This window comes from Micromonospora sp. CNZ299 (genome assembly GCF_002754415.1).
In genome coordinates, this window is sequence record NZ_PEFG01000001.1 from 1,503,955 (window position 1) to 1,528,186 (window position 24,232).

Consider the following 24,232-nt stretch of genomic DNA (forward strand, 5'->3'; position numbering starts at 1 on the left):
TTCGTCGTGGTCAGCGGAGGCTGGCGAAGAACTCGCGGATGTCGGCGACCAGAACCTCGGTGGCCTGGTGGGCGGCGTAGTGACCGCCGACGTCACCGCGGCCGTCGACGTCGTTGTCGTACGCGGTCCACCGGACGATGTTCGCGTGGTCCCGATCGGCGAAGCGGCGGATGGACTGGAAGTCGCCGGGGAACATGGCCAGCGCGGTCGGCGCGGTGGTCGGCCCGGTCGGTGACTCCTCGGCGTGCGCGTCCTCCCAGTAGAACCGGATCGCCGACGCGGCCGTGCCGGTGAACCAGTAGAGCGCCACGTTGGCCAGGATGAAGTCCGCGTCCAGGCTCTCGTCGAAGAGTTGCGCGTTCCAGGCGAGCAGCCCGACCGGGGAGTCGGCCAGCGCGAACGCCAGGGTCTGTGGCTGCTGGCTGTGCACCTGGTTGAAGGAGAACTTGTTCTCGTAGAACCACTGGAGGTGCTGGAGCGCCGCCTGATCCGCCTCGGACAGCCCGGCGAACTCGGCCGGGTCGCCGGAGGGGAACGAGAAGAGCTGGGTGACGTGGACGCCGAGCACGTGGTCCCGGTCGATCCGGCCCAGCTCCGGCGCGACCATCGAGCCGGCGTCGTTGCCGACCGCGCCGTAGCTGGCGTACCCCAGGCGGTTCATCAGCTCGGCCCAGGCGCGGGCCGTGCGGTGCCGGTTCCACCCGGTGCTGCGGGTCGGGCCGGAGAGGCCGAAGCCGGGCAGCGATGGGATGACCACGTGGAAGGCCGGCGCGTCCGGGTCGGTCGGCTCGGTGAGCGGGGCGATCACGTCGAGGTATTCCAGCACCGAGCCTGGCCAGCCGTGGGTGAGCACCAGCGGGGTGGCGTCCGGCCGGGCCGACCGGACGTGCAGGAAGTGGATCTGCTCGCCGTCGATCTCGGTGACGAACTGCGGGTGGGCGTTCAGGTGGGCCTCGACGGCGCGCCAGTCGAAGCCGTCCCGCCACCGGTCGGCGAGGGCGCGGACCCGGTCGCTGCTCATCCCGTACGAGTCGCCGGTGCCGGGCAGGTCGGCGGGCCAGATGGTGCGGCCCAGCCGGTCGGCCAGGTCGTCGAGGGCGGTCTGCGGGATCTCGACGCGGAACGGGCGGATCGCGGTGCCGGTCATCTGAAGCTCCTTCGGAACGGAATGTTTCGTTCTGCAATCAGAGTAGCAGACCGGAATGATCCGTTCCACTGATAGTCTGAGGTCATGCCGAATCCCCCCGGAAAGACGCTGGCCGGCCGGCGCGCCCAGGCCGCCCGCAACGACGAGGTCATCCTCGATGCCGCCCGCGCGGTCTTCCTGGACGACCCGAAGGCACCGATCGCCGCCGTCGCCGAACGCGCGGGGGTCGGCATCAGTGCCCTCTACCGGAGGTACGCGGGCAAGGAGGACCTGCTGCGCCAGCTCTGCCACGACGGGTTGCGCCGGTACGTCGCCGCGGCCGAGGCCGCCCTCGCCGAGCCGGACGACTGGACCGCGTTCAGCGCCTTCCTGACCCAGGTGGTCGACGCCGACGTGCACTCGCTCACCGTCCACCTGGCGGGCATGTTCACTCCGACCGAGGAGATGGGTCGGGACGCGATGCGCGCCAACGAGTTGGCCACCGCCCTGTTCGAGCGGGCCCGCGCCAGCGGGCGGCTGCGGCCGGACGCGGTCGTGCAGGATCTGGGGTTGCTGCTGGAGGCCTGCGCCGCGGTGCGCGTACCCGATTCGGAGCGCACCGGGCAGTTGCGCCGACGCCAACTCGCGGTGCTGCTGGCGGGTCTGTCCACCGGGCCGGCCACAGACCCGCTCCCCGGCCCGGCGCCCGCCGCGGGAGAGTTCGACTGGCGGTGGCGGGGACGGGAGTGATGGGCGTCACGCGCTAAGGTTGAGCGGAATACGCTCAACTCTGGTTGTGTCCAACTCAGTGGACAACGCCGATCCGGGGGAGCCCATGAACACCGAAAAACTCACCACCAAGAGCCGCGAAACCATCACGGGCGCCGTCGCGCTGGCCAACCAGCGTGGCCACGCCACAGTGGAGCCCTGGCACCTGCTGCTGGCACTGCTGGACACCGACGGCTCGACCGCCACCGGTCTGCTGCGCGCCGTCGGGGCCGACCCGACCGAGCTGCGCCGGGCCGCCCAGCGCGCGGTCGACGGCCTTCCCGCCGCCCGCGGCTCCAGCATCGCCGAGCCGACCCTGGCTCGGGAGTTCGTCAACGCCATCGGCGCCGCCGAGCAGATCGCCCGACCGTTGGGCGACGAGTACACCTCCACCGAGCACCTGCTCGCCGGGCTGGCCCGGGTGGGCGGCGCGGTGTCGGGTGCGCTGAAGACGGCCGGTGCCACCGAGGAAGCCCTGGTCGCGGCCTTCCCGACCGTGCGGGGTGGCGACCGACGGGTCACCACCGCTGACCCGGAGCAGACCTATCAGGCCCTGACCAAGTACGGCGTCGACCTCACCGCCAGCGCCCGGGACGGCAAGATCGATCCGGTCATCGGCCGTGACTCCGAGATCCGCCGGGTCATCCAGGTGCTCTCCCGGCGTACGAAGAACAACCCGGTGCTGATCGGTGAGCCCGGCGTCGGCAAGACCGCGATCGTCGAGGGGCTGGCCCAGCGGATCGTCACCGGTGACGTGCCCGAGTCGCTGCGCGACAAGAAGCTGATCTCGCTCGACCTTGGCGCGATGGTCGCCGGTGCGCAGTACCGGGGGCAGTTCGAGGAGCGGCTCAAGTCCGTCCTGGAGGAGATCAAGAACTCCAACGGGCAGGTCATCACCTTCCTCGACGAGCTGCACACCGTGGTCGGCGCCGGCAAGGGCGAGGGCTCGATGGACGCCGGCAACATGCTCAAGCCGATGCTGGCCCGTGGTGAGCTGCGGATGGTGGGCGCCACCACGCTGGACGAGTACCGCGAGCACGTCGAGAAGGACCCGGCTCTGGAGCGCCGTTTCCAGCCGGTGCTGGTCGGCGAGCCGACGATCGAGGACACCATCGGCATCCTGCGGGGGCTCAAGGAGCGCTACGAGGTGCACCACGGCGTACGGATCACCGACGCCGCGCTGGTCGCCGCCGCGACACTGTCGGACCGCTACATCACCGACCGGTTCCTGCCGGACAAGGCGATCGACCTGGTCGACGAGTCCGCGTCCCGGCTCCGGATGGAGATCGACTCCCGGCCGGTCGAGGTGGACGAGATCGAGCGGGCGGTCCGCCGGTTGGAGATCGAGGAGATGGCGCTGGCCAAGGAGCCGGACGCCGCCTCCGCCGAGCGGCTGGAGCGGCTGCGCAAGGAGCTGGCCGACAAGCGCGAGCAGCTCACGGTGCTCTCCGAGCGCTGGCAGACGGAGAAGAGCCACATCACCAAGCTCTCCACCGCGAAGGAGGAGCTGGAGCGCCTCGGCGGTGAGGCCGAGCGGGCCGAGCGCGACGGCGAGCTGGAGCGCGCCGCCGAGCTGCGCTACGGCCGCATCCCCGCCCTCAAGGTCGAGCTGAAGCAGGCCGCGGAGGAGCTGGCCCAGCTCCAGGCCGACGGCGCCATGCTCAAGGAGGAGGTCGGCGCGGACGACATCGCCGCGGTGGTCGCCTCCTGGACCGGCATCCCCGCCGGCCGCCTGCTCGAAGGCGAGACGGCCAAGCTGCTGCGGATGGAGGAGTCACTGGGCGGCCGGGTGGTCGGCCAGGCCGAGGCGGTCGGCGCGGTCTCCGACGCGGTACGCCGTGCCCGGGCCGGAATCGCCGACCCGGATCGCCCAACCGGCAGCTTCCTCTTCCTCGGCCCCACGGGTGTCGGCAAGACGGAGCTGGCCAAGGCCCTCGCCGAGTTCCTCTTCGACGACGAGCGGGCGATGGTCCGCATCGACATGAGCGAGTACGGCGAGAAGCACTCGGTCGCCCGCCTGGTGGGCGCCCCGCCCGGCTACGTCGGCTACACCGAGGGCGGCCAGCTCACCGAGGCGGTGCGCCGCAGGCCGTACTCGGTGATCCTGCTGGACGAGGTGGAGAAGGCCCACCCGGACGTCTTCGACGTGCTGCTCCAGGTGCTCGACGACGGTCGGCTCACCGACGGCCAGGGCCGCACTGTGGACTTCCGCAACGCCATCCTCGTCCTCACGTCCAACCTCGGGTCGTCGGTGATCAGCGACCTGACCCTGGCCGAGGAGCAGCGCCGGGAGGGTGTCCTCGCCGTGGTGCGGTCGCACTTCAAACCGGAGTTCCTCAACCGGCTGGACGACATCGTGGTCTTCGCCTCGCTGCTGGGTGACGATCTGCGTTCGATTGTCGACATCCAGTTGGACCGGATGCGGCGGCGGTTGGCCGACCGCAGGCTCGGCCTGGAGATCACCGATGCCGCTCGGGACTGGCTCGCCGAGCACGGCTACGACCCGATCTATGGCGCTCGCCCGCTGCGTCGCCTGATCCAGACGGCAATCGGCGACCAGCTTGCCAAGGCGCTCCTGTCCGGCCAGATCCGCGACGGCGAAACGGTGAAGGTGGACCGCGCCACCGAAACCAACACCCTCTCCGTAACCGCCGCCTGATCCGTCGCACCCGGGCCGATCCCGCCTCCGAAGGCGGGGTCGGCCCGACACGTTCTCCGCCCCCACCCACACTCCACCGGGACCCTGAGTAGCTACCGCATCACCAGAAGATGATTTGTTTCTCCAGGTGCGCGGGGTTGTTACCGTTCCCGCCGACGCACTTGGGGAGGTGGTCGGCATGAATGGTCCTGTGGCGTACCTGGTGACGACGCTGGGGTGTCTGATCGGAGTCGCCGGGGTCGTGGTGGCGGTGGTGGCGGTACGCAAGGGCCGTAAGGCCGCCCGGCCGGCGGCACCCGCCGACCCGTTCCGGGACACCGACAGCGACGCGCTCCGCGGCGACCCGCGCAGGCTCAAGCCCGGCGACATCGTCGAGATCCGCCGGGTGTCGTACGCGGTCCGGGGCTCGGTGCATGTGAATGAGGGTGGCTGGAGCTGGGCCGAGCACCTGCTGGACACCGTCGAGGGCGACAAGCGCTGGCTCTCCGTGGAGGAGGACCCGGACCTGGAGCTGGTGCTCTGGACCGCCGAGCCGGCCGCCACGATCACCCCGGGTGCATCCACCCTCGACTTTGCCGGCCGCCGCTACGCCTCGGAGGAGTCCGGTCAGGCCCGCTTCACGGCCACCGGCAGCACCGGCCTCGACCCCAGTGGCACCCTTCGATACCACGACTATCGGGCCCAGGGCGGCGAACGGCTTTCCTTCGAGGCGTACGGCCAGGCCGGCTGGGAGGTGGCCCGGGGCGAGCAGTTGCACCGCGCCGACGTGATGGTGTACCCGCAGGCCGGACCGGAGGCCAGCTGACGTGTTGGTGAGCCTCCACACCCCGTACGTCGACACCTGCGCCGCCGACTTGAGCCTGGCACGCGGTGGGCCGGAGCGGCCCGCGTTGCACGTCCACGACCTCACGCTGCCCGGGGAGGTCCGGCTGCGGCTGCGCCTGCTCGGCGCGTCCCACCAGGTCGTACTGGCCGAACCCGGTGGTGCGGCCGGACTCACCGAGACGGTCGCCTGCCTGCCTGGTCAGCCGCCGCACCTGCCCGGCGCCCTGCATGACGAGGCGGGCGGCTACCGCTTCACCGCCAGCGTGCTGCGCCCGGCCGACGGCGAGTTGCACACCCGGATCGCCGGGCTCCGCGCCGACCTGGCCGACGACCCGTACGCCCTGGTCGGAGTCTTTCCCGGTGACCCGGACGCGGTCACCGCGCTGGCCGTACGCACCGACCTGCCGCACGGGTCGGTCGGCTGGCGTACCTGGCACGCGTACCCCCAGACCAATGAGCTGGTCCTGACCGAGACGGTGGTGGCACTGCGATGACGTACCGACGCTGGTTCGTGGTGGGCGCGGCGGTGGCCGTGGCCGGCGTGCTGGTCGCGGCCTTCGCGCTCGTCAACGGCACCTTCTCCCCGCGCGCCTACGTGCAGGACAGGTACTCGCGAACGGCCAGCCGGGACATCGGCCGGGAAGCAACCGCGTACACCTCGTCCAAGTCACCGACCACTGTCGCCAAGGAACTGACCGACGCGTGGAAGCCGTCCGACCGGTACGCCGACAGCAGCGGCGTCTACCTGCGCTACGACGACGACTCGGTGGTGATCCTGCCGATCGCCGCCGGCTCGGTGATCCTGCTCGAGGACATGGACACCGCTCACTCCCGCTACCACTCGACCGTCGGGTCGTACTGGGGCTGGGGACGCGGCAGCAGCGTTCGGGGCGGCGGCCCCGGCACCGGCAAGTAGCCCGACACCCGACCCCTTCACCTGGAGCCCCTCCGTGCAGAACCTCGTCACCGATCTGCTGGCCACCCTCGCCTTCGGCGCGGTCGGCGTCGTCCTCATGGGCGTCGGCTACGCGCTGGTCGACCTGACCACTCCTGGGAAGCTCCACGAACTGATCTGGACCGAGCGCAACCGCAACGCGGCGCTGCTGCTCGCGTCCAACCTGCTCGGCGTCGGCACCATCGTGGTCGCGGCGATCGTCGCCAGCGACGACGACTTCGCCCTGGGGCTGGTCGGCGCGGCGGCGTACGGGATCGTCGGCCTGGTCATCATGGCCGCCGCGTTCCTGCTGCTCGACGCGGTGACCCCCGGCCGGCTCGGCGAGCTGCTGGTCGACCCGGAGCCGCACCCCGCCGTGTGGGTGTCGGCCGTGGTGCACCTGGCCACCGGCGCGATCATCGCCGCCGCGATCCTCTGATGGCCGGGGGTCCGCGACCGGGCGGTGCCGGCCGGCCGTACCCGGGGCGGTCATGAGCACCGGGGCACCGCCGGTGGTCGACGGCGGCACCGAGGCTCGACCGCACTGGCGGCTGGCCCGCGCGGCGGTGCTGCTCGCGGTCTTCGTCTGCGCCGCCTGCGGGCTGGTCTACGAGCTGGCCCTGGTCGCGCTCGGCAGCTACCTGATCGGCGACACCGTCGGGCAGGCGTCGATCGTGCTCGGCGTGATGGTCTTCGCGATGGGGGTCGGCGCGCTGGTCGCGAAGCCGTTGCAACCCCGGGCCGCCGCCGCGTTCGCGGTGATCGAACTGACGCTGGCCCTGCTCGGTGGTCTGTCCGTGCTCGGCCTCTACGCCGCCTTCGCCTGGCTCGACCTGTACGGCCCGGCGCTGGTCGGCACCGCCTTCGTGCTGGGTCTGCTGATCGGCGCGGAGATTCCACTGCTGATGGTGATGCTGCAGCGCATCCGCGAGCAGGCCGCCGGCAGTGCGGTGGCCGACCTGTTCGCCGCCGACTACGTCGGCGCGCTGCTCGGCGGGCTCGCCTTCCCGTTCCTGTTGATCCCCGTCTTCGGCCAGCTCAAGGGTGCCCTGGTGGTCGGCGCGGTGAACGCGGTGGCCGGTCTCGCCCTGGTCTGCACGGTGTTCCGGAGGGAGCTGAGCCGCCGGGCCCGGCTCGTCCTCGGCGCCGGCTCTGTCGTGGTCGCGCTCTGCCTGGGGTACGCCTGGGTGACCGCCGCCGACTTCGAGGTGACCGCCCGGCAGCAGCTCTACCGGGACCCCGTGGTGTACGCCGAACGCTCCCGTTACCAGGAGATCGTGCTGACCCGGTCGGTGCGGGAGGTTGGCCACGCCGACACCGACCTGCGGTTGTTCCTCAACGGTGATCTCCAGTTCAGCTCGGTCGACGAGTACCGCTACCACGAGGCGCTGGTGCATCCGGCGATGCGCGGCCCGCGCGGTGACGTCCTGGTTCTCGGTGCTGGCGACGGCCTCGCCGTCCGGGAGATCCTGCGGTACCCGGACGTCCGCCGGGTGACAGTGGTCGACCTCGACCCGGCGGTGGTGGCCCTGGCCAGCACCGTGCCGCAGCTGCGGGCGCTCAACGGCGGCTCGCTCGACGACCCCCGCGTACGGGTGCTGAACACTGACGCGTTCGGCTGGCTGCGTACCGCCGCCGAGCGCTTCGACGTGGTGGTCGCCGACCTGCCCGACCCGGACGAGACGGCCACCGCCAAGCTCTACACCGTCGAGTTCTACGAGTTGATCAGGTCGGTGCTCGCCGAGCAGGGACGGCTGGTGGTGCAGTCCGGCTCGCCATACTTCGCGCCCCGCTCATACTGGTCGATCGATGCGTCGGTGCGGGAAGCCGGCTTCGCCACCGCGCCGTACCACGTCGACGTGCCGTCCTTCGGCGACTGGGGGTTCCTGCTGGCCACGGCGGGAACCGTCCCGCCGGTGCTGGAACTGCCGGCCGACGCGCTCCGGCTGCGTTTCCTCGACCCGGGCGTGCTGCGGGCGGCGGCGGTCTTTCCCGCCGACCGCGCTCGCCTGAACGTGCCCCCCAGCACCCTCCTCCAACCGAGGGTCCTCGAATACGCCCGCACGGAGTGGCGCGGCTACTGACCCCATCATCTGGCGCCTGAACACGGTGGCTGTGTCAGGAGAGAGTCCGCTCATGGCGCAAACCTCTTGACTAACGGGGTGGAGTGGGTGCGAACGGGGAAAGGGTGGAGGCATGTTTGGGATGCGCAAGGCTTGGGAGCGCGAATTGGGCGCGGCCGTCAACGAGTTGGTGGCGGCTGACACGCTCGCCTTCGGTGGGGTGGGAATCGCGGGCAAGCTGTTGCCGGTGACCGAGGCGTACCACCGGGTAGAGGCCGCCATCGACGACCACCCCGAGGAGGTACGCCGGCAGCTCGACCGCGTGCTCGCCGACGGCACACCCGCCGGCCGGGCGTACGCGGCGACGCTGCTGGAGCGGATCGACCCGGCGGCGGCCCGAGCGGCCTGGACGTCGCTGCGCGACGACCCGAGCGAGTTCACCACATTCGTCGGCTGCGTGATGGACCGCGAAACCATCGGGAACTACGCCACCCAGCGCCTCGCTGCGGCGTGAGTCATCCGCCATCAACGTGCGAGGGTGCACACCGGGCGACACCACGGGTGCCGTCGGTAGCTGAGCTGTCCGTCACGGTACGGGTCCGGATCGTGCCTGCGGTTGTTACCGTCTGCGCCGACGTACCTGGGGAGGTGGTCGGGTGAGCGGGTCAGCGGTGTACCTGGTGGTGGCCCTTGCCGTACTCGTGGCGGTCGTGGTTGTGATCATCCTGCGGGCCCGGCTGCGAGCCGCGGCCCGGCCCGACGGCACGCTGCCACCCGGCCGTGCGGCGGGGACGCCGGACGACGGACCGCTCCGCCTGACCCTGGGCGACCGGGTGCGGATCCAGGACCGGGAGTACGTGGTGAGTGGCACGGTCCGCCTGGTCGAGGGGGACTGGAGCTGGGTGCAGCACCTGCTCGACGACGACTCCGGCACCCGGCACCGGCTCTCCGTGGAGGACGGCCCGGAACTGGAGCTGGTGCTCTGGACGGCCGAGCCGGGCGCGACAGTCACCCCGGGGGCCCCGACCATCGACCTCGGCGGCCGGCGCTACACGTGGGCCGAGACAGGGCAGGCCCGCTACACCGCCACCGCGGAGACCGGGCTGTCGTCGGCCGGGACGATGCGCTACCACGACTACCAGTCGGGTGGCGCCGCGCGGCTCTCCTTCGAGGCGTACGGCGAAGAGGGTTGGCGGGTCGCCCGAGGTGACCTCCTCGACCCCGCCGACCTGACGATCCATCCCACGTCCGAGGAGCACTGAGTTGAACCGGGCGGGACGCGCGGGGTCGACACGGCATGCCGAACTGGCTTGTTGTCGATACGGTGTGGGCGCGATCTTAGGGAAGGAGAATCGTGGTCGATTCCCAGAGCACGCCGGCCCGTCAGCGGCCATCCATTGTGTCGATTTCCAGCTACCTGCTCTTCCTGTTCCTGGCGTGCCAGGTGATCAGTCTGATCATCACGCTCAGCACCATCGGTAAGACGCGCGACGCCCTTCGTGACGCGTACGCGGGCAGCAACGTCGAGAACGCCGATCAGGTGGGTGACGTCTTCTACGCCATCGGCCTCGGCAGCGCCATTCTGGTGCTGTTGCTCGCGGTCGTGCTGGGCGTTCTGGCCCTCTTCAACAACCAGGGCCGCAACGGTGCCCGGATCACCACCTGGATCGTCGGCGGCATCATGGTCTGCTGCGTGGGTGGTGGCCTGCTCAGCAACGCGGCCGGTGGTTTCACCGCCGGTGGAGAGACCGGCGCCAACGGGCCGAGCAGTGAAGAGGTCCAGCGCCGGTTGGAGGAGGCCCTGCCCTCCTGGGCCACCGCGGTGAGCCTGCTGCTCGGCGTGATCAGCCTGATCTCGCTGCTCGCGGCGCTGATCCTGCTGGCGATGCCGAAGGCGAACGCGTTCTTCCGCAAGCCGACCGCGGCGTGGGAGCCGCCGACCCCGGGCGCCAGCTACCCGCAGGCCCCGGGTCAGCCCGGTTACCCGCAGGCCCCGGGTCAGCCCGGTTACCCGCAGTCGTCCGGTGAGCCGGGCTACCCGCAGTCGAGTGGGGAGCCGAGCTACCCGCCGCCGCCGGGCACGAACCGGCCGGACGACACTCCGCCCGCGGACCGTCCGGGGTCAACCCCGCCGTCGACGAGTTGATCGACAGATAAGCACGACGCCGACGATCCCTCCGAGTAGGTTGCAACCCGACGCCTACCGGAGGGATTCGTCGTGTCGTACCCGGAATCGGCACCCGCCCGCCGGCCCGCCGTCGTCCTGATGGCTGCGGGCGTGCTGCTGGTGATGGCGGTCGCCGCGCTCGCGTACGCCGTGGTCGACCTGGTGGTGCTGGGCGGGACGGTCGACGCGTTCCGCACCGCCGCCCGGGACACCTCGGCCAGCCCGGAGCAGATCGACGACGTGGTGACCCTGCTCCGCGCGTCCGCGGTGCTGTCTGCGGTGGTGGCCGCCCTCTCCGCGCCGGTGCTCGCCGGCCTGGCCCTGGGGCTGCTGGCCGGTCGCAACGGCGTACGGGTTGCCACCTGGGTGGTCAGTGGGCTTGGCCTGCTCGCCGGCTGTTGCAGCGTGGCGGTGCTGATCGGCGAACGAGCCGCACCACTGCAACTCGGCTCCGGTGAGCAGGCTGTCGCCGAGTTGCTGGGGTTGATCGGCGACGCGTACCCGTCGTGGTGGATTCCGCTCAACGCCGGGCTTTCCGTCGCGCAGGGCCTCGGTTACCTTGTAGTAGCTACGCTGCTGGCCCTGCCGGCGGCGAACGCCTGGTTCGGTCGCCACCGCTCGACCGCGCCGACCGTCCCAGCCGCACCACCGGCGTTTCCGCACGCCCCGCACCAGCCGCCGCCCGCACCCCCGTACCCGCCCAGGTGAGGACCACCCCGTGACGCTCGACCCCACGACTGCCGAGCGCCGGGCCCTGATCACGGGGGCCACCGCAGGCATCGGCGCGGCGTTCACCCGGCGGCTGGCCGCCGACGGCTGGCATCTGGTGCTGGTCGCCCGTGACGCGGCCCGGCTGACCGAGCTGGCCACCGAGTTGGGTAACACCTACGGCCGCCCCGTGGAGACGATCCCGGCGGATCTGTCCACCGACGACGGCTGCGCGGTCGTGGAGCGGCGAATCGCCGACGGCAGCCCCGTGCACCTGCTCGTCAACAACGCCGGCATCAGCCTCAACAAACCGTTCCTGCGCTCCACGGCAGAGGACGAGGCGCGGCTGTTGCGGCTCAACGTGCACGCGGTCATGCGGCTGACCCTGTCGGCGTTGCGACCGATGACCGAACGGCGGAATGGGGCAGTGATAAATGTCTCTTCGGTCGCCGGTTTCGGCACGGCGATGCCCGGCTCGACCTACTCGGCCAGCAAGGCGTGGGTCACCAACTTCAGCGAGTCCGTAGGCCTTTCGGCGCGCCCGTTCGGCGTCCGGGTGATGGCCCTCTGCCCCGGCTACACCCGCACCGAGTTCCACCAACGAGCCGGCATCAACATGTCCAAGACGCCCGAGTGGCTGTGGCTCCGCGCCGAGGATGTGGTCGACGAAGCCCTGCGTGACCTGCGCAAAGGCAAGATGGTCAGCGTCCCGGCATGGAAATACAAGATGGTCGTCGCCGGTATGCGGCACGCCCCCCGCCGACTGCTCCAGGCCGTCGCGCGGGACACCCGCGGCCGGATCGGTCGCGACGAGCACTGAGCCTCGACCGGCGCACCAGGCCCCGTAGGTCGTTGGGGCGGTGCTGGCGCGCCGCTATCGGGCCGGTTGCTGAGCGTAGTCGAACATCGCCAACCATCGGTTCCCCGCCGGGCTGATCAGGGTGGACCCCACACACGGCGTTCAGACTTGCGCAGTAACCTCTATCGCCATGGGGGACCACGACGACCTGCGTAAATTCATTACCGACCTGGCTGTGGTCCACGGACGGGTCGTGCTCTCCTCGGGGCGCGAGGCAGACTGGTACGTGGATCTGCGGCGCGTCACGCTCCATCACCAGGCCGCTCCTCTGGTCGGCCGGGTGTTGCTCGACCTCACCGCCGACTGGGAGTACGACGCCGTTGGCGGCCTCACTCTGGGCGCGGATCCTGTCGCGCTCTCGATGCTGCATGCCGCCGCTCCGACCGGTCGGGCCCTGGACGCCTTTGTGGTGCGCAAGGCGGGCAAGGCCCACGGTCTGCAACGGCGGATCGAAGGACCGGAGGTGGCCGGCCGTCGGGTGTTGGCGGTGGAGGATACGTCCACGACAGGCGGAAGTGTGTTGACCGCTGTCGAGGCACTTCGTGAGGCCGGGGCGGAAGTTGTAGGCGTGGCGGTTATTGTTGATCGAGGCGCCGGCGACGCGGTGCGAGCCGCCGGATTGCCATACCGGGCGGCCTATACGTTGGCTGACCTCGGCCTTGTGGCGTAAAAGTTTGCCGATTCGGATCTGCTGATATGCAGGCGGATCGATGCTGCTGGTGGAAGGATGGAATACGTGGGAACTGCGTTGGCCGAAATGACTATGCCTCAGATCTCGCCGCTTAACGGCGAGCCGATCGAACGTGCCGATGCCGAGCGTCTTGCCGGGGTCCTCAAGGCCCTTGCTGATCCTGCTCGGTTGCGGCTGCTCAGCCTGATCCAGTCGGCCCCCGAGGGCGAGGCGTGCGTCTGTGACCTGACGGCGCCGCTCGGCCTCTCTCAGCCGACGGTCAGTCATCACCTGCGCATCCTCACCGAGGCTGGCTTGCTGCAGCGGGAGAAGCGCGGTGTCTGGGCGTACTACAGCCTGGTCCCGAGTGCGATCGCGACGATCGCCGACCTGCTGACCCCGCCGCGTAAGCGGGCCACCAAGAAGGCCCGCTGACGTAGGCACTGCACGCCGTCCCGCGCCGGGACGGCGTCCGGTGGCGAGCCAGGGGTGGCGCCATCGGTGAGTAACACCTGCTCGTCCCCGGCCGCACCGCCGGAGGCCGGGCCCGACATGCCGACGGCCGACCCCCGCACCAGGGGGCCGGCCGTCGTCGTCGTACCGATCGTCCGGTGCCATCCCCCACCGGGGACGGCACCGGCCGGCCGGGCCGGCCACGACAGGTCAGTACTTGCCGTAGTTCTCGCGAGTCTCCCGAATGGCTTCCTCTGCTGCGGCGCGCTCCGCCGCGGTGGTGCCGCGCTTGGCCGCCATGCGGGCCCGGAGCAACTCGACCGCGATCGGCACCACCGAGATCGCCACGATCGCGATCAGAATCAGCTCGATGTTCGCCTTGACGAACGGGAGTTGGCCGAGGAAATAGCCGAGCACCGTCACGCCGGTGCCCCAGAGCACCCCGCCGATGATGTTGTAGGTCACGAAGGTGCGGTAGTTCATCCGGCTGACGCCGGCCACGATCGGCGTGAACGTCCGCACGATCGGCACGAAGCGGGCCAGCACGATGGAGCGCGCGCCGTACTTCTCGAAGAACTCGTGCGCCTTGATCACGTTCTCCTGCTTGAACAGCCGGGAGTTCGGACGGCGGAACAACGACGGGCCGACCTTCCGGCCGAACGCGTATCCCACCTGGTCCCCGGCGATCGCCGCGAGCGTGATCAGCAGGCAGACCAGCCAGAGTGGGTAGGTGATGTACTTCCCGTCGGCGGTCAGCAGACCGGCTGTGAAGAGCAGCGAGTCGCCCGGCAGGAAGAAGCCGATCAGCAGGCCGGACTCGGCGAAGACGATGACCAGAATGCCGAGTAGCCCGAACGACGAGATCAACACCTCCGGATCGAGCCAGTCCGGGCCCAGGGCCAGGGTGGTGATGGGCGTCGACACGAGGCGACCTCCGAAGTGTCTACCGGGTGGGGTGTGGTTAGTCGCCCTTGGCGACGGCACGACCGTAGTCTAGGTGTCCCGCCGATCCGCCCGGTGCTTGACGTCACGGTACGGGCGGGCCCGGAGCCGCCATTGGCAGCCAAGGTTCCGATAGGACGGCGCCCCGCCAACCAGGAGGTTGACGGGGCACCGGTGGTGCGGGGTGGGTCAGGCGACGAAGCGGGTCCGGCGGCGCTTGGCCACCGGGTAGCCGCCGACGCCCATGGCGAGCAGCAGCGCGCCGAGGCCGGCGATCAGGCCGGTGGACTGACCGGTGACCGGCAGACCGCCACCGTCGCCGTCACCGTTACCTTCACCGCTGCCTTGGCCACCGCCACCGCCCCTGATTTCGACAGCGGCGACAGCCGGGGTGGCGGAGGCGGCGACCAACGCGCCTGCGGCGCCGAGCCCTGCCAGGAAGCGGAGCGAATGCTTGAGCACGCAGGTCTGACGCAACGGGCAGCCGACCCTGCGACGAGGTCAGCGGTAGTCGTCCTCGTCAGCGGTGACCACCCGGGCCTGCTCCATCGCGTCCCAGTCGTCGACCTCGAGGCCGCGCTGGGGCTCGCCGTCGGCGTCGGCGGGGCCGACCACCGTGGCCTGCTCGACCGCGTCGGCCGAATCGGCCTCGGGGTCGCGCTCATCCGGGGCGAGGTGGTCGCCGGGAATGAAGTCCTCGTCGGGCTGACCCATCGTCCCTCCCGGGGTTTCGGGGCACGGTTCCCACCCACCGTACGGGTTGCGTCGGCGCCGCGCCCGGAAGCGGAGTAGGCGGAATCAGCCCTCGACGACGCGACCCGATGCCAGGATGGTGCCGTGGGCTTCCTCATTCGACTGGCGATCACCGCGGTCGCTCTGTGGATAACCACCCTGATCGTGCCCGGTGTCGACGTGCACGGTCGTTCGGGTGGCAACACCGCGCTCACCCTGATCGTGGTGGCGCTGATCTTCGGCGTGATCAACGCCGTGCTGAAGCCGTTGATCAAGGTCGTCGGCTGCGTGTTCTACCTGCTGACCCTGGGCCTGTTCGCGCTCGTGGTCAACGCCCTGCTGTTCCTGCTCACCGACCGGATCGCCCGCGGGCTCGACCTGCCGTTCCAGGTGGACGGTTTCTGGGCCGCGTTCTGGGGAGCCATCGTGATGACAGTGGTCACCTGGCTGATCAGCGTCATCGTGCCGGACAACCTGGACCGCCGGTGAACGGCTGACACCCGGGTCGGTTGTTCCGGCGCACCTCACCTACGGGATACTGCCGGGCGGAGGACAGCGCGGTCCGGCGCACAAATGAACAACAGCGGCCAGCACGGCCGAGAGTGGTAAGTAAGGAGCGTCAACATGCCCATCGCTTCCCCCGAGGCTTACGCGGAGATGCTGGACCGCGCCAAGGCTGGCCGGTACGCGTACCCCGCGATCAACGTGACCTCCTCCCAGACGCTGAACGCAGCGCTCAAGGGCTTCGCCGACGCGGAGAGCGACGGCATCATCCAGGTCTCCACCGGTGGCGCCGAATACCTCTCCGGCCCGTCGATCAAGGACATGGTCACCGGCGCGGTGGCGTTCGCCGCGTACGCGCACGAGGTCGCCAAGAAGTACTCGGTGAACATCGCCCTGCACACCGACCACTGCCCGAAGGACAAGCTGGACGGGTTCGTGCGTCCGCTGATGGGCATCTCGCAGGAGCGGGTGAAGCGCGGCGAGGAGCCGCTGTACCAGTCGCACATGTGGGACGGTTCGGCCGTGCCGGTCGCGGAGAACCTGGAGATCGCCGCCCAGCTCCTCGACGAGGCCGCCAAGGCCAAGATCGTCCTTGAGATCGAGGTCGGTGTCGTCGGTGGCGAGGAGGATGGCGTCGAGAACGCCATCAACGACAAGCTCTACACCACCACCGATGACGGCCTGGCCATGGTCGAGGCGCTCGGCCTGGGCGAGAAGGGCCGCTACATGGCGGCGCTGACCTTCGGCAACGTGCACGGCGTCTACAAGCCGGGCAACGTCAAGCTGCGTCCGGAGATCCTCAAGCAGATCCAGGACGCCGTCGGCGCCAAGTACGGCAAGGACAAGCCGCTCAGCCTGGTCTTCCACGGCGGCTCGGGGTCCCTGCTGAGCGAGATCCGCGAGGCCCTGGACTACGGCGTGGTGAAGATGAACATCGACACCGACACCCAGTACGCCTTCACCCGGCCCGTCGTGGACCACATGCTGCGCAACTACGACGGCGTGCTGAAGATCGACGGCGAGGTCGGCAACAAGAAGCAGTACGACCCGCGTGCCTGGGGCAAGGCCGCCGAGGCTGGCCTGGCCGCCCGGGTCGTCGAGGCGTGCGAGCACCTTCGCTCCACCGGCACCACGATGACCAGGTAACGACGTACCACCGACGGCCGGCTCCCCCTCGCGGGGAGCCGGCCGTCGTCGTTCAGGCGGTGAGCAGGCGGACGGCCTCGCGGACGTCGTCGGTGAGGTGGATTGTCGCCGACAGGTCACCGAACGGGGACGCGGCCAGCAGCGGACGCAACAGCGCCTCCACCGGCAACTCCACTGTCCAGTACGCGCGGTCAAGGAAGATGTACGCGCCGCTGGCCCCGTCGGTGCCGTAGTAGGTCTTGGTGGCCGCCTGGAACACCTCCTGCACCGTGCCCGCCCGCCCCGGCGCGAAGACGATGCCGCCCCGGGCAAGTCGCAGGATGGTGTCCTCTCGGATCGCGTTGGAGAAGTACTTGGCGATCCGCCCGGCGAACAGGTTCGCCGGCTCGTGCCCGTACAGCCAGGTCGGGATGGCCAGTCCACCGGCTCGCGCCCAGCCCAGGTCGTCGCCACGCTGACGGGGAACGCCCCCGTACCGCTGCCGGACCGTCAAAGCGGTGGCCGTGTACAGGTGGTGGTCGGTGAAGTCCGGTGCGGTGGCCAGCAGGTCGATCGCCGCCGTCACGTCGGTCGCCGGCCGGTCCGCCAGGTAGGCGCCGAGGTTCGCCGCCTCCATCACCCCGGGACCGCCGCCGGTCACCACCAGGCGGTCGGCCCGCGCCAGCTCCCAACCCAGCACTGCCGCCATCCGGTACGCGGGACTGCCGCGCCGCACCGCGTGCCCACCCATGATGCCCACCACCGACTGCGGCCCGTGCCCGACCAGCCAGGCGCGGGTGGCGTCGGCCAACGCGTTGTCCACGCCGTGGTCGTGCAGCCGCTGACCCAGCGCCTCCTTGACGTCCGGCAGCGCGCCGCCGTGCGCCCGGTAGTGGTCGTACACCCGGGTGTCGTACATCCCGGTGAATCCACCCTCGGCGAACCCCTCGGCCAGTTCCTCCGGGGTGTAGAGGTGTGTCGGCTGGGTCGGGTACGGCAGCCCCGAGAACGGCGGCACCACGTTGGCGCCGCGTCGGACCAGGTCGGCGCCGACATCCCGGGACGCGAAGCGGCAGCCCACGAAGAGGGTGCCGGCGACGTCGACGCCGGTCAGGTCGGGCACCGGTGCGAGGTCGAGACGCAGGCCCTGCACGGTCAGCCCGCTCAGTCGGCCGGCGGCCAGTTGGCGGTCGAACTCGTCCCGGGTCTGGATCTCGCCCGCGTGCAGGTGCGGCTCGATGACGTCCGCAGGAGGTGGGGTCGGCACCCGGCCATCCTGCCCCTGCGGCGGGTGCGGCCAAACCTCGGGCTCGGGGTGAAACGACAGGAGCCCGGTGGTCGTGGCCACCGGGCTCCTGCGTTACCGGTTCCTGGGGAGGCTCCGGACCATTAGTTGTAGTGGAAAACACCTGACAGCGGCATAGGCCGCAGGCGTGACCAACTCCTCAGCCGTTCAGCGGGACGTGTCGGCCGACCCGCTCGCGTGTCGCCCTGTCCAGCGGGTTGAATGGGGCGATGCAGAACCTTTTGCCAGAGCCACCGGCCACCCGCCTGCCCGCGAACAACGAGGCCGACGCCGCCCTGGCTGCCGCCGAGGAGGCCGGCACCGATGAGGCGTTCGCCAGCGTGGCGGCCGGCTTTCCCACCTACAGCGCGGCCTGGGCGGAGCTCGCGGCCCGGTCCTTCGCGCAGGGCCAGGTCGTGACCGCGTACGCCTACGCGCGCACCGGCTACCACCGGGGCCTCGACCAGCTGCGCCGCAGCGGGTGGAAGGGGCACGGCCCGGTGCCGTGGTCGAACGAGCCCAACCGGGGCTTCCTCCGCTGCCTCTACGTGCTGTCCCGAGCTGCGGACGAGATCGGCGAGGCCGACGAGGCAGCCCGCTGCGCCCAGTTCCTGCGTGACTGCGACCCGGCGGCGGCGGACGCGCTCGCGAGCAACTGACCCTGATCCGACGGCCGGCCCGACATCGGGCCGGCCGTTGGAGGCTCACAGCCCTTCGGCAACCGCGGCGGCGATCTTCAGCCAGGCGTCCCGGGTGGCCGAGGAGAGCCCGCCGTACCGGATCGGCTCACCCGTGTCGATGAGCCGCTCGTACGGGGCCAGCAGCACCGCCCGGGTGCGGGCCGCGAAGTGCTCCTGGATGGCCGGCAGGTCGATCTCCTTGCGGGACGGCGGCATCGACACCACAGTCACCGCCTGGCGGACCAGCCGTTGCCGGCCGCTCTGCTCCAGGTGGTCGAGCATCCGGGCGGCAGTCTCCGCCGAGTCGTTACGGGCCGACATGGTGACCACCAACTGGTCGGTGGCGTCCATCGAGGCCTGCCAGTTCTGCGCCCGCACGTTGTTGCCGGTGTCCACGAAGATCAGTTTGTAGAACCGGCTGACCACCTCGCGGATCTCGGCGAACGCGGCCGCGGTCAACATCTCGCCGCCCGTGGCCGACTCGTCCGAGGCCAGGACGTCGAACATCCCCTCGCCCTGCGAGCGCACGTACTGCGACAGGTCGCCGACCCGCCCGTGCGCGCCCTGGAACTGACCGAGGTCACGCAGCATGTCCCGCACAGTGCGGGAGTGGAAGTCCTGCTGGGCGCGCATCCCCAGGGTGCCCTGGGTCTCGTTGTTGTCCCACGCCAGCACGTAGCCACCGCGCTTTTGACCGAACGTCATCGCGAGCAGCAGGATGGCCACCGTCTTACCGGCGCCGCCCTTCGGGTTGACCACGGTCACCTGCCGCAGCCCGCCGAAGTTGCGGCGCACCATCTCGATGTCCCGCTTGAGCTCCTGCTCGTGCCGCCCGGGAGAGAGCCGGAGCAGCCCCATCTTGTTGACCACCGCGCGTACGCCCATGGTCGCCACCGGGTCGGCGGGCCGGACCTGTCGACGCTTGCTGAAGTCCTCGGCGGTCGGCACCGCCGTGGACTCCGGCGTCCAGCTCGCGTCCGGGTATCCGGTGGTCGGCACCTGGGCCACCCCCTCGGCCTCCTGGTAAGGCTGACCAGGAGGTACGCCGGGCGGGCCCTGCTGCCACGGCGGGGGGTACCAGCCAGGGGACGGCGGGAACGGCCCGGGCGGTGCGGCCTGCTGGGGAACCTGCGGCGGCAGGTTGCTGAACTGCGTCAGGTCGGGTGGAGGCGGGATCGGCGTCGGGCCGGCCTGACCGGGAATCGCCGGGTCGAACGCCTGGCCGACCTGACCGGACTGACCGGCCTGCCCTGGGCCGGCCTGCGGGACGCCGGAGTGCGGCTGCGGCGGGGCCGGGATCGGGGGCGTCGCGGTGGGGCCCTCGTCGTGGGTCGGTGCGGCTGCGCCGGCCGGCCGTTGCGGCGGATACGCCCACGGCGACTCGCTGGCCGGCCGTGCCGCTCCACCAGCGGGCCCGTCCTCGCCGGTCCCGCCAGCCTGCGGCGCTGGTCCGGCCGTCGCGGACTCCGGCGTCGCAGGAGCTGCCGGGGCGGGGCCCGCAGCAGTGGGCTCTGCCGCGGCGGTGCGGCCGGTGGGCTCTGGCACGGTGGGCCCTGGCACGGTGGCGCGGCCGGTGGGCGGGGCACCTGCGGTGGGGTTGTCCAGGGTGAACGGCAGGTCCAGGTCGACACCGCCCGGGTTGACCGGCGGGGCGGGGACGGCGGCCGTACCGCGGTCACCTGGCTGCGCCTGCGTCGCGCCGGCTGCGGTGCTCGCCCTCTCGGCTCGGCTGTCCGTCGTCCCGAAGGCTGTGTTCGGTGCCGGAGGAACCCCGGTGCCGCCCGGGACGCCGTTGCTCGCCGGAGCGTTGCCCACCGGCGGCGTGCCCGTTGCCGGTGGCGTGCCCGTCGCCGGTGGCGTGCCCGTCGCCGGTGGACCGGGCGGCGTCGTCGCGGCGGTCGGAGCGGCCGCTGGTGGCCAACTCGGCTGCGGCGGCCCCCAGCCCGACCCTCCGCCGGCCGGGCCGCCAGCGCCCCAACCCCCGGGTGCCGGAACGGCACCGCTCAGCGACGGGTAGTCGGACGGCGAGGGTGGCGGCAGCGGGGCAGCTCCGGGCTGTCCGGGGACCGGCGGCCGGTTGATCGGCGGGGCCGCCACCGGCGGCGTAACCGGCCCGGGGGCGGCCGACGACGGCGCGCCCCGCTGCTCGGCGACCGCCGCCCAGGGCGGTACGACGGTCCCCGCGCCCCGGTCGGTCGGATCCGGTGGCCAGAGTGGTTCGATGTCCCGCTCCGGCACCGGCTGCTGGCCGTGCACCTGCGCCCGGTCGGCGTTCTCGTCCATTAGGGCCCTCCCCAGTCCTCCTGCGAGGATAGGCGCATCCGCCCCCGAGGGGCGGGCGGCGCAGCCGAGGTCGGTCGCTTCGCGCCGTCGAGGTCAGATCGACCAGACCGCCCAGGCGCCCGGCTCGACCCACCAGGAACGCTTCCGGGTCAGCTCGCCCTCGACACCATCGTCGAGGTACGGCACCTTCCCCTCCCTGGGCAGCACCGAAACCGCCCGGCCACGGGCCCGCCGAACTTCGAGACGTACCCGTTTGCGGCCGAACGCCGAGCGGACGACCACCGGCACGGCAACCGCGACCTCGACCTGGCCGTCGGCCGGGTCCGGTGCGGTCAGCAGCGTGACGTCGTCGAGCGTCGCGTAGCCGCCGGCGTTGGCGACCGCGCAGGCCAGCAGGGGCTCGTCACCGTCGGTGAGGATGGCGTCGTCGACCTCCACCCGAGCCCGCCAGTGCAGCGGCCGCCCGGCGTCGTCGGCGGCACCGAGCAACGCACCGTCCAGCGTCACCGAACCACCGTCGTTGCGCAGCAGGTCCAGTCGGCGCGGCGTGCCGTCCAACACCGCGGCGGCCACCACCGCCGGGTCACGGGGCAGCCCGAGCTGCGCGGCCAGGTCGCGGTGGGTGCCGCCACGGGCCGGGTCGAGCGGGAGTACGCCCACCGGCGGCAGGTCGGGCAGAGTCCGGTTGCCGGGCAGATCCGCGGGGCGCTTGCTCGGCGCCGGGGCGTACCGCCGGACCAGCCGGCGCAGCACGGCGCGCAACTGCCCGTCGTTGGCCGTCGCGACGACCAGCCGGGTCTTGCCGTCCGGGTCCGGCCAGGTGAGCCCGTCCGGGCGGACCGGCCCGTCGAGCCGCGCCAGCACCGCGTCGATCTCCGCGTCCGAGCGGGCGGTGACCATCTCCACCCGGGCGCCTCGGGCGTTCAGGGCGTCGGCGCAGGCCAGCACCGGCACCCGTGGCCGCTCGGTGGCGCACCGCTCGGTGTCACCGCCGGCCTCAGCCCGGGGTGCCTGACTGGCGTCGGCCTGGTTGGTGTCGGCCTGGCCGGTCTCGGTCTGGCTCGTCGAGCTGGTGTCGGTCTGGCCGTTGTCGGTCTGGCTCGTCGGGTCGGTGGCGGTCTCGGCCGCACCGCCGCAGCAGGCCCCGCCGCTGCCACAGCCCCCGGGAGCGTCCCGCTCCGAACCGAGGGTGAGCAGCACCACGTCGTACACGGAAGGAGCCTCCTGCCTCTCGACGCGACCCCTGCCGGCCGCGCCGTCATTACTTGTTAACCTGACACCCCGGGCTCGCCAACCGGTCGCCACCTGGCACCCGAGCCTTCTGGAGGCGGAAAAGATGCCAGCGATCGTGCTCCTCGGCGCTCAGTGGGGCGACGAGGGCAAGGGCAAGGTTACCGACCTGCTGGGTGAGCGGGTCGACTACGTCGTGCGCTACTCCGGCGGCAACAACGCCGGCCACACGGTGATCACCCCGGACGGCCAGAAGTACGCGCTGCACCTGATGCCGTCCGGAGCGCTCTCGCCGAACGCGATGATCGTCATCGGCAACGGTGTGGTGGTCGACCCGAAGGTGCTGCTCGCCGAGATCGACGGCCTGGCCGAGCGCGGCGTCGACGTGTCCCGACTGCGGATCTCCGGTGACGCGCACCTGATCATGCCGCACCACCGGGCGCTGGACCGGGTGATCGAGCGCTACCTCGGCTCGTCCCGGATCGGCACCACAGGCCGGGGCATCGGCCCGGCGTACGGCGACAAGGTCGCCCGGATCGGCATCCGCCTGCAGGACCTGCTCGACCCGGGCATCCTGCGCAAGAAGCTGGAACTCGCGCTGCGCGAGAAGAACCAGATCCTGTTCAAGGTCTACAACCGCAAGGCGATCGACCTTGAGGCGACCGTCGAGGAGTACCTGGCGTACGCGGAGCGGCTCAAGCCGTACATCGCGGAGACCCGGGCGATGCTCTGGGACGCGCTGGACCGGGACGAGACGGTCCTGCTGGAGGGTGCCCAGGCCACCATGCTCGACATGGACCACGGCACGTACCCCTTCGTGACCTCGTCGAACCCGACCGCCGGTGGTGCCTGCGTGGGTGCCGGCATCCCGCCGACCGCGATCAGCAAGGTCATCGCGGTGAGCAAGGCGTACACCACCCGGGTCGGCGCGGGGCCGTTCCCGACCGAGTTGTTCGACGCCAACGGTGACCACCTGCGCAAGATCGGCGCGGAGTACGGCACGACCACCGGGCGGGAGCGCCGGTGCGGGTGGTTCGACGCGGTCGTCGCCCGGTATGCCTGCCGCCTCAACGGTGTCACCGACCTGGTCATCACCAAGCTGGACGTGCTCACCGGCATGCCCAAGGTGCCGATCTGCGTCGGCTACGAGATCAACGGCGTCCGGGTCGACGACATGCCGATGAGCCAGACGGACTTCCACCACGCCAAGCCCGTCTACGAGGAGCTCGACGGCTGGTGGGAAGACATCACCAAGGCGCGGACGGCCGCCGATCTGCCGGAGAATGCCCGCCGCTACATCGCCCGGGTAGAGGAACTCTGCAACGCCAAGGTGAGCGTCGTAGGCGTAGGCCCAGGCCGAGACGAAAACGTGGTCCTCCACCCCCTCCTCCCCTAACCGCGGACCCTGCTTCGCACCCCTCGACCCCGGTGATCAAGAAGTTTGCGTCAGGAATCCGTGTGAAATTGACGGAAACCTCTTGATCACCTGGGCTGATCGAGGGTTATCCACAGGAGTGCGAGGGTTATCCACAAGGGCTTCGGTCGGATGGGGTGGGTGGGCAGGGTGTGGGGGTGGGACCACACCAGCTTCTTCGTCATATCGCGGCCAGGCAGGACGGGATGATCACCCTGGGCCAGGCGTTGCGCGCCGGCCTTACCAGGGACCAGGTCCGACAGCTGCACCGTTCCGGCAGGTGGCGACGGATTCTGCGCGGCTGCTTCGTGCCGGACGCCGAGCTGAGTGAATCGACACGGCGTAGCGCGCGGATCCGCGCCGCAGTCGTCAGCCTCGGCCCAGGTGCCTTCGCTGTTCTGGACACTGCGCTGGAGTTGCACGGGATCGCAGGCCTCTGGCGGGCCCCGCAGGTCCACGTCTCGGTGCCGGCCGGCCGGCACCGGCCCCAGCGCGCTCTGGCGCCATGGCTGAACGTGCATCAAATGACCGTCGGTCCTGACGACATCGGTGAGGTTGCTGGCATCCGGGCGACATCTCCACTCCGCACCGTCTCGGATGTCGTTCTGCGGGTTGGTCGGTATCCCGCGGTCTCGGTCCTCGATTCGGCGCTGAACCAGCGTCGTATCGATCCAGCGGAACTGGCGGCGGTCCAGAGACTCATCCGGGGGCGGCGAGGTGCGGTTGCGGCCCGCTCCTACCTGACCGAAGCGGACGGACGTGCGCAGTCGCCGCTGGAGACGCGTAGCCGACTCCGATGCATTGA

The 24,232-nt window shown here is 70.9% G+C and carries 25 protein-coding genes; 18 read left to right on the top strand and 7 right to left on the bottom strand.

Features of this window, described 5'->3' with window-relative positions:
* Positions 1–10: 10 nt before the first annotated feature.
* A complete protein-coding gene (locus CLT68_RS07175) occupies positions 11–1,147 on the bottom strand; it encodes an epoxide hydrolase family protein (RefSeq protein WP_099849640.1) in 1,137 nt (378 codons plus the stop codon).
* Positions 1,148–1,231: 84 nt separating this feature from the next.
* On the opposite strand from CLT68_RS07175, the gene CLT68_RS07180 reads away from it, so the two are divergent.
* The 14 genes from CLT68_RS07180 (at position 1,232) to CLT68_RS07245 (ending at position 13,214) form a co-directional block, all read left to right on the top strand.
* Positions 1,232–1,876, top strand: a complete 645-nt coding sequence (locus tag CLT68_RS07180) for a TetR/AcrR family transcriptional regulator (protein WP_099849642.1) — start codon at positions 1,232–1,234, stop codon at positions 1,874–1,876.
* A gap of 85 nt (positions 1,877–1,961) precedes the next feature.
* On the top strand, positions 1,962–4,553 hold the full coding sequence (clpB, locus tag CLT68_RS07185; protein ID WP_099849644.1) for an ATP-dependent chaperone ClpB: 2,592 nt from the start codon (positions 1,962–1,964) through the stop codon (positions 4,551–4,553).
* Between the two features lie 178 nt (positions 4,554–4,731).
* Positions 4,732–5,358 carry a DUF4178 domain-containing protein gene (locus CLT68_RS07190; protein ID WP_099856872.1) on the top strand — a complete coding sequence of 209 codons (627 nt, stop codon included), beginning with the start codon at positions 4,732–4,734 and terminating at the stop codon, positions 5,356–5,358.
* Position 5,359: 1 nt separating this feature from the next.
* Positions 5,360–5,872 (top strand): DUF2617 family protein, encoded by a 513-nt coding sequence (locus CLT68_RS07195; RefSeq protein ID WP_099849646.1) that lies wholly within the window; start codon positions 5,360–5,362, stop codon positions 5,870–5,872.
* Positions 5,869–6,294 (top strand): DUF4247 domain-containing protein, encoded by a 426-nt coding sequence (locus tag CLT68_RS07200; RefSeq protein ID WP_099849648.1) that lies wholly within the window; start codon positions 5,869–5,871, stop codon positions 6,292–6,294. The genes CLT68_RS07195 and CLT68_RS07200 overlap by 4 nt, the downstream gene beginning before the upstream one ends.
* 34 nt (positions 6,295–6,328) lie before the next feature.
* Positions 6,329–6,751: a DUF350 domain-containing protein gene (locus CLT68_RS07205; protein WP_088950911.1), complete on the top strand. Its 423-nt coding sequence runs from the start codon at positions 6,329–6,331 to the stop codon at positions 6,749–6,751.
* A 52-nt stretch (positions 6,752–6,803) separates the two neighbouring features.
* Positions 6,804–8,396, top strand: coding sequence for a polyamine aminopropyltransferase (locus CLT68_RS07210; RefSeq protein ID WP_099849650.1), 1,593 nt, complete (start codon positions 6,804–6,806; stop codon positions 8,394–8,396).
* Positions 8,397–8,508: 112 nt separating this feature from the next.
* Entirely contained in the window at positions 8,509–8,889 is a 381-nt protein-coding gene (locus CLT68_RS07215; RefSeq protein ID WP_099849652.1) for a hypothetical protein, read from the top strand.
* 142 nt (positions 8,890–9,031) lie between these two features.
* On the top strand, positions 9,032–9,637 hold the full coding sequence (locus tag CLT68_RS07220) for a DUF4178 domain-containing protein (protein WP_099849654.1): 606 nt from the start codon (positions 9,032–9,034) through the stop codon (positions 9,635–9,637).
* 92 nt (positions 9,638–9,729) lie between these two features.
* Complete coding sequence (locus CLT68_RS07225; RefSeq protein ID WP_099849656.1) at positions 9,730–10,521, top strand: hypothetical protein; 792 nt, start codon at positions 9,730–9,732, stop codon at positions 10,519–10,521.
* A 72-nt stretch (positions 10,522–10,593) separates the two neighbouring features.
* Positions 10,594–11,250: a hypothetical protein gene (locus CLT68_RS07230; protein ID WP_099849658.1), complete on the top strand. Its 657-nt coding sequence runs from the start codon at positions 10,594–10,596 to the stop codon at positions 11,248–11,250.
* A gap of 10 nt (positions 11,251–11,260) precedes the next feature.
* Complete coding sequence (locus CLT68_RS07235) at positions 11,261–12,070, top strand: SDR family NAD(P)-dependent oxidoreductase (RefSeq protein ID WP_099849660.1); 810 nt, start codon at positions 11,261–11,263, stop codon at positions 12,068–12,070.
* Between the two features lie 169 nt (positions 12,071–12,239).
* On the top strand, positions 12,240–12,779 hold the full coding sequence (pyrE, locus tag CLT68_RS07240) for an orotate phosphoribosyltransferase (protein WP_088950918.1): 540 nt from the start codon (positions 12,240–12,242) through the stop codon (positions 12,777–12,779).
* Positions 12,780–12,836: 57 nt separating this feature from the next.
* Positions 12,837–13,214: an ArsR/SmtB family transcription factor gene (locus tag CLT68_RS07245; protein ID WP_030332125.1), complete on the top strand. Its 378-nt coding sequence runs from the start codon at positions 12,837–12,839 to the stop codon at positions 13,212–13,214.
* A 228-nt stretch (positions 13,215–13,442) separates the two neighbouring features.
* Here CLT68_RS07245 and CLT68_RS07250 read toward each other — a convergent pair whose 3' ends face one another.
* The 3 genes from CLT68_RS07250 to CLT68_RS07260 all read right to left on the bottom strand — a co-directional run bounded on the left by CLT68_RS07250 (position 13,443) and on the right by CLT68_RS07260 (position 14,888).
* Positions 13,443–14,156 carry a VTT domain-containing protein gene (locus CLT68_RS07250; protein WP_099849662.1) on the bottom strand — a complete coding sequence of 238 codons (714 nt, stop codon included), beginning with the start codon at positions 14,154–14,156 and terminating at the stop codon, positions 13,443–13,445.
* A 207-nt stretch (positions 14,157–14,363) separates the two neighbouring features.
* Positions 14,364–14,636 carry a hypothetical protein gene (locus tag CLT68_RS33100; protein ID WP_199177002.1) on the bottom strand — a complete coding sequence of 91 codons (273 nt, stop codon included), beginning with the start codon at positions 14,634–14,636 and terminating at the stop codon, positions 14,364–14,366.
* Between the two features lie 39 nt (positions 14,637–14,675).
* Positions 14,676–14,888 carry a hypothetical protein gene (locus tag CLT68_RS07260; protein WP_099849664.1) on the bottom strand — a complete coding sequence of 71 codons (213 nt, stop codon included), beginning with the start codon at positions 14,886–14,888 and terminating at the stop codon, positions 14,676–14,678.
* Positions 14,889–15,011: 123 nt separating this feature from the next.
* On the opposite strand from CLT68_RS07260, the gene CLT68_RS07265 reads away from it, so the two are divergent.
* Both CLT68_RS07265 and fbaA read left to right on the top strand, forming a co-directional pair.
* A complete protein-coding gene (locus CLT68_RS07265; protein ID WP_088950923.1) occupies positions 15,012–15,395 on the top strand; it encodes a phage holin family protein in 384 nt (127 codons plus the stop codon).
* Between the two features lie 135 nt (positions 15,396–15,530).
* Positions 15,531–16,556, top strand: coding sequence for a class II fructose-bisphosphate aldolase (fbaA, locus tag CLT68_RS07270; RefSeq protein ID WP_099849666.1), 1,026 nt, complete (start codon positions 15,531–15,533; stop codon positions 16,554–16,556).
* Positions 16,557–16,608: 52 nt separating this feature from the next.
* Here fbaA and CLT68_RS07275 read toward each other — a convergent pair whose 3' ends face one another.
* A complete protein-coding gene (locus tag CLT68_RS07275) occupies positions 16,609–17,802 on the bottom strand; it encodes an SLOG cluster 4 domain-containing protein (RefSeq protein WP_199177003.1) in 1,194 nt (397 codons plus the stop codon).
* Positions 17,803–18,050: 248 nt separating this feature from the next.
* On the opposite strand from CLT68_RS07275, the gene CLT68_RS07280 reads away from it, so the two are divergent.
* Positions 18,051–18,479, top strand: coding sequence for a DUF3151 domain-containing protein (locus CLT68_RS07280; protein ID WP_088950926.1), 429 nt, complete (start codon positions 18,051–18,053; stop codon positions 18,477–18,479).
* Between the two features lie 45 nt (positions 18,480–18,524).
* On the opposite strand, the gene CLT68_RS07285 is transcribed toward CLT68_RS07280, so the two are convergent.
* A complete protein-coding gene (locus CLT68_RS07285; protein WP_099849668.1) occupies positions 18,525–20,783 on the bottom strand; it encodes a chromosome partitioning protein in 2,259 nt (752 codons plus the stop codon).
* Positions 20,784–20,876: 93 nt separating this feature from the next.
* The gene (locus CLT68_RS07290; protein ID WP_099849670.1) at positions 20,877–21,995 is read right to left on the bottom strand and encodes a hypothetical protein; all 1,119 of its coding nucleotides are present in this window, start codon (positions 21,993–21,995) and stop codon (positions 20,877–20,879) included.
* A gap of 124 nt (positions 21,996–22,119) precedes the next feature.
* On the opposite strand from CLT68_RS07290, the gene CLT68_RS07295 reads away from it, so the two are divergent.
* Complete coding sequence (locus tag CLT68_RS07295; protein WP_088950929.1) at positions 22,120–23,409, top strand: adenylosuccinate synthase; 1,290 nt, start codon at positions 22,120–22,122, stop codon at positions 23,407–23,409.
* Positions 23,410–24,232: the final 823 nt, after the last annotated feature.